This window comes from Sulfurimonas sp. (assembly GCF_028694605.1).
Lineage (GTDB): Bacteria > Campylobacterota > Campylobacteria > Campylobacterales > Sulfurimonadaceae > Sulfurimonas.
This window is the reverse complement of record NZ_JAQVKP010000013.1, coordinates 1-14,557: the sequence shown is the minus strand read 5'-3', so window position 1 is coordinate 14,557 and position 14,557 is coordinate 1. Positions and strand designations below refer to the sequence as shown.

The 14,557-nt window shown below is 38.8% G+C and carries 19 protein-coding genes; 18 read left to right on the top strand and 1 reads right to left on the bottom strand.

Annotated features, from left to right (window positions below; genetic code table 11):
• Positions 1–22: 22 nt before the first annotated feature.
• The gene (locus PHY84_RS08775) at positions 23–925 is read right to left on the bottom strand and encodes a LysR family transcriptional regulator (RefSeq protein WP_299859007.1); all 903 of its coding nucleotides are present in this window, start codon (positions 923–925) and stop codon (positions 23–25) included.
• Positions 926–1,052: 127 nt separating this feature from the next.
• Here PHY84_RS08775 and PHY84_RS08770 point away from each other — a divergent pair, with 127 nt between their 5' ends.
• The 18 genes from PHY84_RS08770 to rplS all read left to right on the top strand — a co-directional run bounded on the left by PHY84_RS08770 (position 1,053) and on the right by rplS (position 14,190).
• On the top strand, positions 1,053–3,101 hold the full coding sequence (locus PHY84_RS08770; protein ID WP_299859006.1) for a UvrD-helicase domain-containing protein: 2,049 nt from the start codon (positions 1,053–1,055) through the stop codon (positions 3,099–3,101).
• A complete protein-coding gene (truB, locus tag PHY84_RS08765; RefSeq protein ID WP_299859005.1) occupies positions 3,098–3,919 on the top strand; it encodes a tRNA pseudouridine(55) synthase TruB in 822 nt (273 codons plus the stop codon). Before PHY84_RS08770 ends, truB begins: the two co-directional genes overlap by 4 nt.
• Positions 3,913–4,143: a carbon storage regulator CsrA gene (csrA, locus tag PHY84_RS08760; RefSeq protein ID WP_299859004.1), complete on the top strand. Its 231-nt coding sequence runs from the start codon at positions 3,913–3,915 to the stop codon at positions 4,141–4,143. The genes truB and csrA overlap by 7 nt, the downstream gene beginning before the upstream one ends.
• An 8-nt stretch (positions 4,144–4,151) precedes the next feature.
• A complete protein-coding gene (locus PHY84_RS08755; protein WP_299859003.1) occupies positions 4,152–4,955 on the top strand; it encodes a 4-(cytidine 5'-diphospho)-2-C-methyl-D-erythritol kinase in 804 nt (267 codons plus the stop codon).
• Complete coding sequence (gene smpB, locus PHY84_RS08750) at positions 4,948–5,400, top strand: SsrA-binding protein SmpB (RefSeq protein WP_299859002.1); 453 nt, start codon at positions 4,948–4,950, stop codon at positions 5,398–5,400. Before PHY84_RS08755 ends, smpB begins: the two co-directional genes overlap by 8 nt.
• Positions 5,400–6,266 (top strand): M23 family metallopeptidase, encoded by an 867-nt coding sequence (locus PHY84_RS08745; protein ID WP_299859001.1) that lies wholly within the window; start codon positions 5,400–5,402, stop codon positions 6,264–6,266. The genes smpB and PHY84_RS08745 overlap by 1 nt, the downstream gene beginning before the upstream one ends.
• Complete coding sequence (locus tag PHY84_RS08740; RefSeq protein ID WP_299859000.1) at positions 6,263–6,835, top strand: tetratricopeptide repeat protein; 573 nt, start codon at positions 6,263–6,265, stop codon at positions 6,833–6,835. The genes PHY84_RS08745 and PHY84_RS08740 overlap by 4 nt, the downstream gene beginning before the upstream one ends.
• Complete coding sequence (locus PHY84_RS08735) at positions 6,835–7,557, top strand: Nif3-like dinuclear metal center hexameric protein (protein WP_299858999.1); 723 nt, start codon at positions 6,835–6,837, stop codon at positions 7,555–7,557. The genes PHY84_RS08740 and PHY84_RS08735 overlap by 1 nt, the downstream gene beginning before the upstream one ends.
• A 36-nt stretch (positions 7,558–7,593) precedes the next feature.
• On the top strand, positions 7,594–8,307 hold the full coding sequence (locus PHY84_RS08730; protein ID WP_299858998.1) for a zinc ribbon domain-containing protein: 714 nt from the start codon (positions 7,594–7,596) through the stop codon (positions 8,305–8,307).
• 2 nt (positions 8,308–8,309) lie between these two features.
• Complete coding sequence (waaA, locus tag PHY84_RS08725; protein WP_299858997.1) at positions 8,310–9,515, top strand: lipid IV(A) 3-deoxy-D-manno-octulosonic acid transferase; 1,206 nt, start codon at positions 8,310–8,312, stop codon at positions 9,513–9,515.
• A 90-nt stretch (positions 9,516–9,605) separates the two neighbouring features.
• Entirely contained in the window at positions 9,606–10,340 is a 735-nt protein-coding gene (locus PHY84_RS08720; protein ID WP_299858996.1) for an RNA pseudouridine synthase, read from the top strand.
• A 7-nt stretch (positions 10,341–10,347) separates the two neighbouring features.
• Entirely contained in the window at positions 10,348–10,602 is a 255-nt protein-coding gene (locus PHY84_RS08715; protein WP_299859071.1) for a GIY-YIG nuclease family protein, read from the top strand.
• Positions 10,603–10,680: 78 nt separating this feature from the next.
• Entirely contained in the window at positions 10,681–12,027 is a 1,347-nt protein-coding gene (ffh, locus tag PHY84_RS08710; protein ID WP_299858995.1) for a signal recognition particle protein, read from the top strand.
• Between the two features lie 118 nt (positions 12,028–12,145).
• A complete protein-coding gene (gene rpsP / locus PHY84_RS08705; RefSeq protein ID WP_011372086.1) occupies positions 12,146–12,376 on the top strand; it encodes a 30S ribosomal protein S16 in 231 nt (76 codons plus the stop codon).
• 1 nt (position 12,377) lies between these two features.
• Positions 12,378–12,617: a KH domain-containing protein gene (locus PHY84_RS08700; RefSeq protein WP_299858994.1), complete on the top strand. Its 240-nt coding sequence runs from the start codon at positions 12,378–12,380 to the stop codon at positions 12,615–12,617.
• Positions 12,598–13,137: a ribosome maturation factor RimM gene (gene rimM, locus PHY84_RS08695; RefSeq protein ID WP_299858993.1), complete on the top strand. Its 540-nt coding sequence runs from the start codon at positions 12,598–12,600 to the stop codon at positions 13,135–13,137. The genes PHY84_RS08700 and rimM overlap by 20 nt, the downstream gene beginning before the upstream one ends.
• The gene (gene trmD / locus PHY84_RS08690; protein ID WP_299858992.1) at positions 13,137–13,841 is read left to right on the top strand and encodes a tRNA (guanosine(37)-N1)-methyltransferase TrmD; all 705 of its coding nucleotides are present in this window, start codon (positions 13,137–13,139) and stop codon (positions 13,839–13,841) included. Before rimM ends, trmD begins: the two co-directional genes overlap by 1 nt.
• Positions 13,831–14,190 carry a 50S ribosomal protein L19 gene (gene rplS / locus PHY84_RS08685; RefSeq protein ID WP_299858991.1) on the top strand — a complete coding sequence of 120 codons (360 nt, stop codon included), beginning with the start codon at positions 13,831–13,833 and terminating at the stop codon, positions 14,188–14,190. Before trmD ends, rplS begins: the two co-directional genes overlap by 11 nt.
• The last annotated feature ends 367 nt before the right edge of the window (positions 14,191–14,557 follow it).

Sequence of the window (14,557 nt, the reverse complement as noted above, 5' to 3'; positions counted from 1 at the left end):
TATAGTCAAGCCTTGTTTGGTATTAAACTTTTGTAAGTGATAGAAGATAGTTTACGACATTATCTACAAAAGCGTCATGCTTTCTGTCTTTAAGGTAGGCTATATAGAAATGACGCTCTATTTTAAAGTTTTTAAGCCTAGCTTCAAAAAGTTTTCCCGTCGCAAGCTCGGCAGCGATAACGTGTCTTGACATAACAGACACAACAGGTCTCTCTGCAGTAGCATCTGCGTGTATAATCGACTCTTTTATGGCAGTTGGGCTGCTTAAAATTCCTAAAACATTAAAATTACTGCACTGCACACCCATCTCGTCAAAAGCTTCGCTTGTCAGTTTGCGCGTATGTGAGTGTTCATCACGGCAAATCCAGTCAAATCCCATCAAGTCCTCTGCACTGAGATGCTTTTTAAGCTGCTGGTTAGAAAAAACAACAAGCTCATCCGTAACCCACTCTCTGTAAACAATCCCATCTCTAAAAACAGGAGACTCTATAAGCGCAACATCTATTTTCTTATCTTCCAGCTGGTCGATGATTTCGCATGAAATACCGACGTTCATATAGACATTGTTGTTGATTCTGCTCTTAATTTCACCTAGATAATTCGGCAAGATGTAGTTCCCGATGGCATTGGAAGAACCCATTACAAAGGTAAAATCTTTATTGATAATTTTCAAAATCTCTTTTTCGCTGTTTGCTATGGCTTTTTCAAGTCTCAGAGCGATTCTAAAGAGTTCCTCTCCCTCTTTGGTAAGCAAAATACCATTCTTTTTTCTATCTACTATTTTTGTATCAAGGTAGTCTTCGATAAATTTTATCTGTTGAGTAACGGCTGGTTGAGAGATACCAAGCTTTGCTGATGCTTTGGAGAAACTCTTTTCTTTTATGACCATGAGAAAAGTTTGTAATTTCGCAAAATCTTTTAACATAATAATTCCTATAAGTTTAGATAATAAACGAAAGTATAACCCATTATTATAATTAAAGCAATAGTTTCGTAATAATTTATCTCTTTTAGGCTATAATAAACTAAATCAATGAAAATAGTGATGAGGCATGGAAAAAATATTTGAAAAACTAAACGAATCTCAGGCAAGTGCAGTTAAGCAAAGTGAGGGTCCCGTTTTGATTTTGGCTGGTGCCGGGAGTGGAAAAACAACAACAATCGTCTCCCGTCTGGCTTATCTTGTCGGTGTGTTAGGTATTCCTGCTTCAAATACGCTTACTCTTACATTTACCAACAAAGCGGCCAAAGAGATGCGTGAGCGTGCTTTTCATCTGATGCAAAATCCATCTTCACCACCGCTTTTGTGCACATTCCATAAGTTTGGGCTTCTTTTTTTAAAGTTTCATATCCATCTTCTAAAGAGACAAAATAATTTTGTTGTTATTGATACAGATGATAAAAAACGTATTATTAAAAAGATAAACAGTGAGATTGCTACACAACTTATCGCAAGCGAGATATCACGTTATAAAAATTCACTTATGTCTCCTGATGATGCCTATAAACAGGCAGAGTTTTTTAACTATCAGCAGATTGCAAAGATTTATGAAGAGTATGAGAACTATCTTTTAGAGAACAATCTTGTTGACTTTGATGATTTGCTTGCTCTTACTTTTAAACTTTTAGATGAAAATCCGGAGCTTGCCCGCACTACCTCTCAGAAGTACCAGTATATTATGGTGGATGAGTATCAAGATACAAACGAGTTGCAGCTCAAGCTCCTCCAAAAACTCTGTAGCGTACACAATAATATTTGTGTTGTGGGTGATGATGACCAGAGTATATATGGGTGGCGTGGGGCGCATATCAGAAATATTATGGAGTTTGACCAAGATTTTCAAAACACTGCTGTTTTTAAGCTTGAAGAGAACTACCGCTCACGTGAACCGATTTTAAAGGTGGCAAATGCGCTTATTGAGCATAACCGCTCACGTCTCGGTAAAAAACTTATCTCTACACGCGGCGGCGGGGAAGATATAACGATTTTAAACTCTAGTGACGAAAACGAAGAAGCAAGAAAAATAGCTCAAAAAATCACAAAGCTTCTTGATTCGGGGGTAAAGGCGCAGGATATTGCAGTTCTTTACCGTGTTAATGTTCTTAGCCGCTCCATCGAAGAGGGACTTAATCGTGCAAGAATCGCCTATAAGCTTGTCGGAGGGTTGCGTTTTTATGATAGAGCAGAGGTGAAAGACCTTATAAGCTACATAAGGGTTATCACAAATGTTCATGATGATTTTTCACTCAAACGTATCCTTAACAAACCAAAAAGAGGGCTTGGAAAAGCGAGTGTAGATAAACTAGAACTTGCTGCACATGCAGCCCAACTCTCTGTTTTTGAGTATATAAAAAGTAGCTCTTTGTCTGATTTGGAGGGTTTGGTTAAGAGTAAAAATGCAAAAACATTGAAAAAGTTTATCCAAGATATTCAAGATATTGCAAAGTTGGCGGACGAGTCCACCTACAGTTTTATCGACACATTGGAAGATACTTTCCATCTCAAAGAGATTTATGCAGGGATGCCCGATGAGGCGGAGAGAATTTTAAATATGGATGAGTTTTACGGACTTTTTAGAGAATTTGTAAAAAATACGCCCGAAGCCTCTTTGGACGAGTTTTTAAATGAGCTTACTCTGCAGAGCGAACAAGACCAAGTAGAGGGGGAAAGTATCTATATGATGAGCATCCACGCTTCAAAAGGGTTGGAGTTTAACCATATCTTTATTATTGGACTTGAAGAGGGATTCTTGCCTCTCATCGGAGACGGAAGCGACCTTGAAGAGGAGCGACGTTTGGGTTATGTTGCTTTTACAAGAGCCAAAGAGACACTCACGCTCTCTCATGTCGATAGCAGATTTTACAAGGGAAGAAGAAGCGATTTGCAAAAAAGCAGATTTTTCAATGAAGCTGGACTATGTGAGGGTTCTTTGATAGTAGAGAAAAACACTGCCTTTAAAAAAGGTGATTTGGTGCGTCATAAAGTATTTGGAACCGGGCGTGTCAACGGTGTAAGCAAGTCCGGTCAGGAGTTTAAACTCAGCATCAATTTTGCAGGAACAAAAAAAGATATTTTGGCATCCTTTGTTGAGCGTCTATGAATCGCCTCTTTGTTGCGTATAAGCCATCAGGCATAAGTTCAAATCTTTTTTTATCGAAGCTCAAAAGAAAGTATCAAACAAAAAAAGCCGGTTTTTCAGGGACGCTTGACCCTTTTGCAAAAGGTGTTTTGATAGTGGGTATGGGGAGTTACACAAAACTGTTTCGTTTTTTAGACAAAACACCAAAGCGTTACCGTGCAACACTCTGGCTGGGTGCCAAGTCAGATACGCTTGATAGCGAGATGATAGAAGAAATCACCATAGCGCCGGAGTTTGAAGAGGCAGAGATTGCAAAGGTTATTAAGTCGCTTGAGGGAGAGCTTGAGTATGAACCGCCCATCTTTAGTGCAAAACAGATAAACGGACAAAGAGCTTATGATTTGGCACGTGCTGGCAAAGAGTTTACCTTAGAAAAGATACACTCAACAGTCTATGAGACCAAACTTATCCACTATGCACACCCGTTTGTGACATTTGAAGCGACCGTTTCAGAGGGGACATATATCCGTTCTTTGGGGCTAATTACGGCAAAGAGGCTTGGTTTGTCCTATGGAAGCCTCAGTGCTTTGGAGCGGCTCAACGAGGGACAATTTTGCTATGAAGATGAAAAACCGCTTGATATAAGAGCATCTTTTGGCATCCGGCAAAATTTTTATCATGGCGACAGCGATAACCTAAAATATGGAAGAGTTCTTGCTTTGGAGGATTTAGAGATACAGGCGGATGGGTACTATTGGCTTGATAGCGGTAGTTTTTTATCGGTTATAAACATAGAAAATGCGCAAGTACATTATGAATTAGGCAGGGTTGAATGTTAGTCTTATCAAGAAAGCTGGATGAATCGATTGTAATCGGAGATGATATAGTTGTTAAAGTGATATCAGTGGATAAAGGGGTAGTCAAACTCGGCATTGATGCGCCAAAAAATCTCTCCATTGTCAGAAGTGAACTCTTAGAGGATGTCAAAGAGTCAAACAGAGCAGCCTCAAAAGAGATAGAACTCTCAGACCTTACCTCTCTTGGTGCAATTCTAAAAAAATAGGCAACACAATGAAGCACTACAAAGCCTATGCAAAGGTAAATATTTTTTTAAAAATCACCGGTATAAGGGGCGGTTACCATGAGATTATCTCCCGTTTTATGCGTGTGGATTCGCTTTATGACGAACTCTCTTTTATGCCAAAACAGAGCGGTGAGGATTTTGAAATAATAGGCTCTTTCTCATGTGAGACAAAACAAAACACCATCTATAAAGCGTATGTGGCACTTTTGGACTCTTTGAAACCTGAACAAGCACACTCCCTAGAGCAGCTAATGCAAAAGTATGGTGTTGCGGTGGTCAAAAACATACCGGCATTTGCAGGACTTGGCGGCGGAAGCAGTGACGCAGCTACATTTCTAAAAATGTGCAACGAGGTTTTGCATCTGGGATTAAGCCAAAACACCCTCGCTTCCATAGGCGTAAAAGTAGGAGCAGATGTTGCGTTTTTTGTCTATGGTTACAAAAGCGCCAACGTTAGCGGCATAGGAGAGGTAGTAGAGGAATTTAAGGAAGAGCCCCTTGATATCGAGGTTTTTACACCAAGCATAGAGATAAGTACGCCAAAAGTCTATGGAGTTTATAGAGAAAGTTTTTATAATCCGATAGATGGTTTTAAAGTAAAGCGACTAAAAAAGACCACATCTTTAGAGATACTTAAAAATATGAGTGCCCATGAGGCAAATGATCTTTTCAAGCCTGCACTGGAAGTATATAAAGAGCTAAAAAATCACTATAAACAAGGATATTATTTCAGTGGCAGCGGAAGCAGTTTTTTTAGAGCAAGAGAGAGGATAGTAGAAAAAAATGGGTGAAACAATAGCAAAAAATAAAAAAGCCTATTTTGATTACTTTTTGGAAGAGAAGTTTGAGGCGGGGATTGTTCTTAAAGGGAGCGAGATTAAAGCCATAAGAGCTGGACGTGTAAACCTGAAAGACAGTTTTATCCGTTTTGTGCAGAGCGAAGCATTTCTTTTCAATGCACATATAGGCAGACTTGAAACAACACACCACTTCTACTCGCACGAGGAGCGGGGAAGCAGAAAACTTCTTTTGCGTAAAAAACAGATAGCAAGAATGATTAAGGCTGTTGAGAAAGAGGGCTATACGGTTGTTCCTCTGGAACTCTACTTTAACGACAGAAATCTTGTCAAGATTCAAATCGCCATAGCAAAAGGAAAGCAGCTTCACGACAAGAGAAATGACCTTAAAGAAAAAGATATGAAGCGCGATATAGAGCGTTCATTAAAAGATTATTGATGCGTTTGTTGTTTCTTTTTGGCTTTTTATTCTCATACATGTTTGCATTGGATGTCGTGATGCCTCAAAAAGAGATTGCAAATGGAAAAACAGCTCTTTTGGAGTTTGTGGAGCAAAAAGGGGTAACATACGAGAGCGCGGTACTGGAGCAGAAAAAATATACTATTTTTAAGCATCCAAGCAAAAACGGGCAATATTATGTTTTAATTCCTATAGGCTACGAAACAAAGCCGCAAAAAAAAGAGGTAGAGATTTTTTATAAAGAAAACGGTGTGCAAAAAACCAAAATAGTTGTGCTGGACATCCAAGACGGAAAATATGAAAAAGAGACGCTCCAAGTAGATGGTTCCAAAGTGACTTTAAGCCAAAAGGACAAGGCAAGAACCGAGAGAGAGTATGCAGAGGCGATGGAGATTTACAAAAAAGCAACCCCAAAAACTCTTGTCTCTTCTGATTTTATTGTCCCATTAGATAGTAAAATTACAAGTGATTTTGGAAAAGCACGGGTTTATAACGGTTTGCTGAAAAGTTATCACGGCGGGACGGATTTTAGAGCAGCGGTCGGTACACCGATTACCGCTGCAAACGACGGAAAAGTTGTTTTGGTGCAAGATAGATTTTATTCAGGACAAAGCGTTATTATAGACCATGGACAGGGAGTCTATACATGCTATTTTCACATGAGCAAATTTCACGTCAAAGAGTCACAGAATGTTAAAAAAGGCGATGTTATAGGACTTTCAGGGTCAAGCGGAAGAGTAAGCGGACCGCATCTGCACTTTGGCATACGCATCGGCGGCGAGCAGGTTGACCCGCTCCATTTTATAGCACTTGCAAATGAAAATTTAGTAAAAGGCAAACAATGACACTATTTCAAATACTTATGCTGGGAGCTTCTGCATTTTTTGCATTTAAAGTGTATGAACATATACAAACTTTAAAAGACCCATCAGCGTCACCGCATGGAGACTCTTCTTCATCGCAGTTTGACCCTGAGGTGTTAGTGCAAAGAGCCGATGAGGAGTTTGAAGCAGGCAATATGCAAAAAGCGTTTGACCTTCTCAAAGAGGCAAATGCAAAAAGAGCACAAGATAGTGACGTGCTTTTTAAAATGGGCTACATTTTACAGCAGCTTGAGCAAAATGAAGAGGCGCTTGGTTACTACAAAGAGGCTCTTGAGATGGATAAGGAGAATGAGTTTATCCACAATGCTATCGCAAGCATCTATAGAGCCAAAGGCGAATTTGTCTCCGCAAGAATGCATTTAAGCGCCTCTTTGGCACTTGACAACAAAAATGCCGCCACTTATTATAATTACGGAAATCTTTTGGTTGATATGAAACACCTAAATGAGGCAAAAGAGATGTATAAAACAGCCTTAGAGATAAATCCGGACTTTAAAGAGGCTCAAGACGAGTTGGAGAAACTAGGCTGATGAAACTCTCTGAAATATATACATTTTTAGATAGCTTGTCGCCATTTGAGCTTCAAGAAAAGTGGGATAACTCAGGTTTGTTGCTCGGTGACTTTAGCCAAGATATCCAAAAAATCGTTCTTAGCATTGATGTGGATGAAGCACTTATTGACTCCATGGAGGAGAACTCCCTTCTTATAACACACCATCCGCTTATCTTTGGCGGACTAAGACAACTTCAATTTAACCAATATCCGGCAAACTTCATTCAAAAAATGATACAAAAAAATATCTCAAATATTTCCATGCACACAAATTTTGACCAAACACATCTAAACGATTATGTAGCAACTCAAATTTTGGGGTATGAGATTGTACAAAAAGAGGGGTTTGTTGCTTATATGGACGTTGAGGAAGATTTTGACACTTTTGCCGCCAAAGTAGCAACCGCATTTTCGCTTCCTCATGCAAAATGTGTAAAAAATGCACAGTGGATACATAGAGCAGCTCTTACAACAGGTTCGGGGGGCTCTCTTTTGAAGTTCGTCAAAGCAGACTGTTTTTTGACGGGAGATATAAAATACCATGATGCCATGGAGGCAAAAAGCATAAATCTTTCCATGATTGATATCGGGCATTTTGAGAGTGAGAGGTATTTTGCGGAGATTTTGCTTAAACATTTGAAAAATTTAGGTTTAGAAGCTATAATTTCATCATCAAAAAACCCTTTTACTTATATTTAAGAAAATCGGTACAACTATTTAATCCAAAGGAGATTAATGAACTTACACCTAAAACAGCTAATTGACCTATCCCACATAGACAAAGCTATCGATGCTTTTGAGCCGCAAATCGAGGAAGCTAACTACAAACTTGAAGCAGCATTGGCAAAGAAAAAGAGTATCGATTCAGATATCGAAAACTTAACAAGCGAAATCAGAGATGAAGAGATTAAAAAGAAGAAAAACGAAATTCATCTTGCAGAACTCTCTCAAAAACTTGTAGATAACTCAAAAAAAAGCGGTGATGTCAAGACTGAACGTGAGATGAAATCACTTCAACTTGAAGAAGAGATTGCAAAAGAGCAGGTTGCTTTTGCAAATGAGGAGATTGAGAGACTTGAGAGAATTGTAGAGTTAAAAACTGCTCAAGTTCAAGCAGCAAAAAAAGTGTTAGAAGAGCTTGATGCAAACTTGGCATCTATCAAAGCTGAAGTAGATGAAAAACTTGAAGTGATTAACCAGTCGCGCCAAGATGTTTTTCAAAAAAAAGAGAAACTTATTTCTGAGATGAACCAAAAAGGATTGGCGTTTTATCAAAAGATTCGCAGATGGGCGAAAAATTCAACGGTAGTGCCTGTTGAAGATCAAGCTTGTATGGGTTGCCATATGCTTATCAGCGATAAGATTTACGCGGATGTTATCAAAGCTGAAGAGATTACGACTTGCCCGCACTGTGGGCGTATTCTCTATGTGGAAACTGACAAAGAATAGGCTTGAAGCCATTTACTCTTCTCTATTTTATCTTAAGCGCACTGCTCTATTTTGTAGCTTTGCCGCTTTTGGTTTTTCTCTCGTTTAAACAAAAATACAAAGAGTCCATTCCCGCTCGTTTTTTTCTCTTTAACAATCCAAGATTTAAAAATGACGGCGGTATCTGGTTTCATGTTTGCTCACTCGGAGAAGCAAGAGCTTTAAAACCGATTTTGGAACTTCTAAATGAGCATGAGATAAAAATAACGACCATAACGCATACGGGACAAGCGGAAGCAAAAAGATACAGTGCAGAGGTTAGGTATCTGCCTTATGAGATGTTTTTGCCGTTTTGGGCTAAAAAGCATGATGTTTTGGTTGTTTTAGAGGCTGAGTTTTGGTATATGTTGTTTGTGGTTGCAAAAGCAAAAGGCGCAAGAGTTATACTTTTAAATGCTCGTATCTCTGAGAAGAGCGTAAAAAAGTATCTTCAATTTGCATGGTTTTATCAAAAAATCCTCTCCGATGTTGAGATGGTATATGCGCAAAGCGAAGCAGATAAAAACCGTTTTTTGGCGCTTGGAGCTAAAAATATAGAGGTAATCGGAAATATCAAGCTCGCAGGCAAAATTTCCAAAACAAAAGAGTATCAAAAGCCGCAAGAAGAGCTTATCGTCGCAGGCAGCACACATGATGGCGAAGAAGAGAGTATTTTAAAATCATTTGTAGAGTACAAAAAGCAGAGTGATGCAAAGCTCTTTATTGTTCCAAGACATCCGGAGCGCTTTGAAGCCGTGTATGAGCTTATGAAAAAATATGCCCAGACAAACTCTTTGTCTCTAAGCCGTTTTTCTCAAGATAGAGAGTTTAAAACAGACATGGTTTTGGTGGATGTCATGGGGGAGTTGAACAATATCTATGCCATCAGCGATATAGCGATTTTAGGCGGCGCTTTTAGAGAGGATGTAGGCGGACACAACCCTCTTGAACCGGCTCATTTTGGATGTAAAATTATTACTGGCAAACACTTTTTTCATCAGAAAGAGCTTTTTAGATATGTGCATCATGTTCAATATGTCGAGCCAGATGGGATTCATAAAGCACTTATGAAATGTAAAGAGTTGCCGCCGAGTATGGTTGAAGAAAAAATTGACCTAGAACCTGTTATAGAAAGACTAAAAATCCAAATCTACCCCTTTAGGGGTTGGCTTCAGTGCCCGAGCGGCTAGCGTAAATGTCGGAATTACTTCCGACATTGTTCAAAATAAATGGAGGGATTCCTTCATTTTTTGTAAAAAAATTAAGGAAATAAAAATATTATGGCACTAGAAAAAGCATATAAACTTTTAGCAGCACAAGAGGGAATCTCAAATTCGGAAGCAAAGTCAATGATTGACCGAGGGTTAGTCTATGCCGCAAATAAAAAAGTGATGATTGCCCGCGGCGATATCGACACAAAGACGATTTTTAAAGTGGAGAAAGTAGAAAAGATAAAACCTCTTTTTGAAAATGATGATTTGATTGTCGTGGACAAACCGGCTCATGTTAACTCTGACGAGATAGAGAGACAGTTTAAGCCGGCACAACTTTTGCATAGACTAGACCGTGAAACAAGCGGAGTTTTGATGCTTGTAAAAAACGAAGAGTTTAGAGAAAAAGCGATACAAGAGTTCAAAAGAGACAGAGTTTACAAAGAGTACATCGCATGGGTTGAGGGGATTTTAAGCGAGCCTGTTGACATCGACAAGCCCATACTTACCACCAAGAAAAACAACCGTGCATCATCAAATGTATCCTCAAAAGGAAAACCTGCAAGAACAGAGGTTTTTCCGGACATAGTAAGCGCAAACAAGACAAAAGTGAAGTGTATTATCCATCATGGAAGAACGCATCAGATAAGAACGCACTTAAGATATATAGAACATCCCATTGTCGGTGATGAGCAGTACGGCGGCAGACGAGCAAAACGGGTTATGCTTCATGCATATAAAGTAAGGCTTTTAGGCATGGAGTTTATAGCGCCCGAACCAAAGGCATTTATCCATTTTGAATAACAAGCAGATGTGGTATGTCTATATTTTAAGATGTGGCGATGACACGCTCTACACGGGAATTACTACAGATTTAGACAGAAGGGTTTATGAGCATAACAACTCTCCAAAAGCGGCGAAATATACACGCATCAGAAGACCGCTGGAGTTAATCTACTTTGAGTCTTGCGAACATAAAAGCAGAGCATCTAAGCGAGAGTATGAGATAAAGCGTCTCTCAAGAACTGAAAAACTTTTTCTCGCAAGCTCTATGCTAAATTTATGATAAAAGCATACTTAAAGTAACTTTCAGCTAAAATTCGCAACTTTTTACATCCAAAGATAATTTAAAAGAGGAGGGCTCATGTTTGATATATTGACCGATTCGTTTACAAATGCTATTAAGAAGATTCGTTTTCATGATGATGACAAAGCTCTCGCTAAGGCTCTTGATGAGCTGAAGAAGTCTCTTTTAAAAGCAGATGTAAACCATAAAGTTGTAAGAGACTTGATAGCAAAAGTTCAAGTAGAGACTAAGAAAAACGGTATCGGCAAAGACCAGTTTTTATCCGCTTTGCGGGGGGCTCTTTATGAACTTTTAGAAATTGGAGGAAATAGAGGATTTGTTTTTGCTTCAAAACCTCCAACCGTTATTTTGATGACAGGACTTCAAGGTTCTGGAAAAACTACTACTACAGGTAAGTTGGCAAACTACCTAAAAAACAGACAAAAAAAAGTCATGGTTGTAGCAGCTGACCTTCAGCGTTTGGCGGCAGTAGAGCAGCTTCGCCAAATTACTGCTCAGGTAGGTGTCGAGCTTTATGAAGATGAGAGCAGTAAAAATCCTGTAGAAGTTGTAAAAGCCGCACTTCAAAAAGCACATAACGGTATCTATGACGTTGTTCTCATAGATACCGCAGGACGTTTGGCGATAGACAATGCGCTTATGGAAGAGCTAGAAGCAGTCAAAAAAGCGGCAAATCCAAGTGAAATATTTTACGTTGCAGACTCTTTAACAGGGCAAGATGCAATCAAGACAGCAGCGACTTTTAAAGAGAAGATTGGAATTGACGGCGTTATTTTAAGCAAATATGACGGCGATTCAAAAGGCGGCGTTGCACTCGGATTATCATCGCAAGTTCAAGTTCCGCTCCGTTTCATCGGTAGTGGCGAGAAGATGGAAGATTTAGAAGTTTTCCTGCCTGAGCGTGTAGTAAATCGTCTTATGGGCTTTGGAGATATCGAAGGACTTGCTGAGAAAACAGCTTCTGCAATTGATGAAAAACAGGCTAAAAAACTTACTTCTAAAATTAAAAAAGGTGAGTTTAATTTCAACGACTTTTTGGAACAAATGGAAAGCATGAAGAAGATGGGAAGTATGAAATCCCTCTTAGGTATGATTCCGGGCATGGGTAATATGTCCAAAGCGCTCAAAGATTTGGATCTTGAAAACTCAAGTGAGCTAAAAAATATCAAAGCGATGGTCTCCTCTATGACAATGAAAGAGAGAGAAAATCCAGACTTGCTAAATAACTCGCGCAAGCTAAGGATTGCAAAAGGGTGCGGACTTACTCAAGTTGAGATTAATCGCATGATTAAACAGTTCAAAAATGCCGGTAAGATGGCAAAACGCTTCTCAGGCAAAAGCGGTATGAAAGAGCTTCAGTCGATGATGGGACAGATGGGCGGAGCAGGGGCGTTAAGAAGATAGCTTCTGTTAAGTGAATGCAAATCTGTAGGCTTTTGGAAGCTTATAGATTTGCATTCAAAATGCAAAATTTAACATATACAGCAAGTTGAAATATGACTTGCGCAGAGAAGGACAAAACATGGCAACAGTAATTCGCCTCACTAGAATGGGAAGAAAAAAACAACCTTTTTACCGTATTGCGGTAACAGACTCACGCAAAAGAAGAGACGGCGGTTGGATAGAGTTAATTGGACATCACAATCCAATGGTAGCAGAAAAAACAACAGTTGTTGATAATGAAAGATTAGATTACTGGTTAAGCGTTGGTGCTAAAATGAGTGATCGTGTTAAAAAGATAACAGGTCGCTAAGATGATAGCTGATTTTGTCGCACAATTTGCAAGACTTATAGCATCCTACCCTGATGATGTAAGAGTTGAGGTAAAAGAGGGCGATGAAACAACAGAGATTCTTCTCTATGCCAATCAAGCCGATATCGGTAAATTGATTGGCAAAGAGGGCAAGATGATTGGTGCGATTAAAACCGTTATCTCTGGCTGCAAAGCAAAAGACGGCATGAGTTACCGTATCAATGTCGAAGCAACAAAGTAAATTACTTCACATAGCCACAATCGGCAAAACTGTCGGTTTAAAGGGCGATATGAAGCTCCACATTAACAGTGATTTTCCGGAACAATTCAAAAAAGGCGCATCTTTTTTTCTTAATGAAAATCAGAGTCTAACTATTGGCGACATCAACCATGAGAGAGGCATTGTCAGATTTGTCGGTTACGCTTCGCCTGAAGATGCTAAAAAACTTACAAACAAACACCTTTACACAACTATTGAAAGAACAAGAGTAGAGTGTCATTTAAAAGATGGCGAATATTTTTGGTTTGATATTGAGGGTTGCAAAGTAGTTGAAGATGGAGAGATTTTAGGTGTTGTTGATGAAGTTGACAGAATCGGAATCACAAATTATCTTTGTATTGTAACTGATGAAGAGTTGGTAAACAAAGGTTTTGCAAAAAGTTTTCTTTTGCCTTTCAACAAGCCCTTTACGCTGAGTACTGACATCCAAGCAAAAATCATAATCGTTAGCGGTGGTATGGATATTTTAGAAGCTTCCTAATGAAATTTACATTTGTGACACTATTTCAAAATATAGTTGAGGGATATTTTAAAGACTCTATTTTAAAAAGAGCAATCCAAAAAGATATACTCCATATAGAGTATTTAAATCCAAGAGATTTTAGCAGTTCAAGACATAACAAAGTTGACGATACTGCTGTTGGCGGCGGTGCCGGAATGGTTATGAATCCACAACCGCTATTTGAATCACTGCGTAAATTAAAAAATACAGATGCGGATGTTCATATTGTTTTTTTAACTCCGGTTGCAAAGCCATTTAAACAAAATGATGCCAAGAGATTGGCACAAAAATCCCATATAGCGTTTGTGAGCGGAAGATACGAGGGTATTGACGAGAGAGTTGTTGAAATGTACGCCGATGAAGTTTTTAGCATTGGGGACTACATTTTAACAGGAGGAGAACTTGCTTCTTTAGTTCTTTGTGACGCAATCGCAAGAAATGTAGAAGGCGTTTTAGGAAATAGTGACTCATTGAGCGTTGAGAGCTTTGAGACGAACCTTTTAGAAGCACCATCTTTCTCGAAACCGGAAAATTATGAAAACATTTGTGTTCCATCAGAATACTTAAAGGGAAATCATAGTAAAATTCGCTCACTAAAATTAGCTCTATCTGAATGCAAGACTAAATTCTTCAGACCTGAGCAGCTTTTAAAGCATAGAACAAGGAAATCTTATGAGAAATAAGTACATAGAAAACTTTGAAAAAGCACAGACTGCCGGAAAAAATATTCCTGACTTTCGTGCTGGTGATACTGTTCGTTTAGCAGTAACAATTAAAGAAGGTGACAAAACCCGTGTACAAAATTACGAGGGTATTTGTATAGCAAAAAGAGGTCAAGGCACAGCTCAAACTATTACAGTTCGCAAAATAGGTGCTAACAGCATTGGAATTGAAAGAATTTTCCCAATGTACAGTGACTCTATTAATGAAATCACAGTGGTTCGCCGTGGACGTGTACGTCGTGCAAAACTATTTTATCTACGCGACCTTGCTGGTAAAGCGGCTCGTATTAAAGAACTTAGAAGAAAATAATCTTCTAAGTTTCACTCTCTTTCGTTTCTCTTCCAAGTAACCACTTTTCTAAATCTAAACAATACAAACCGCAAAGCCCTCTATTTTTAGTTGACAGAATTTTATTAGCCCATTTACCTATAAATACAATACCTATATTTATCTGCCCATTCAACAATCAAAGATGCTTGCAAAGAAATAATTTAGGTCTATTTCCACAAATTTAATTTCTTGTTAAATCCCACCTCATTTTAAGCCCCCTCTAAGAATCATTTCCCTATAATTCCCATCCACAAACACAGAGACCTAAAGTTTAGGTTTCAAGAGGCTTTGTAACGAAGTTTCAGGGTAGTTTGAGATCATTGAAAACTAAGCAAGTAAACAGACT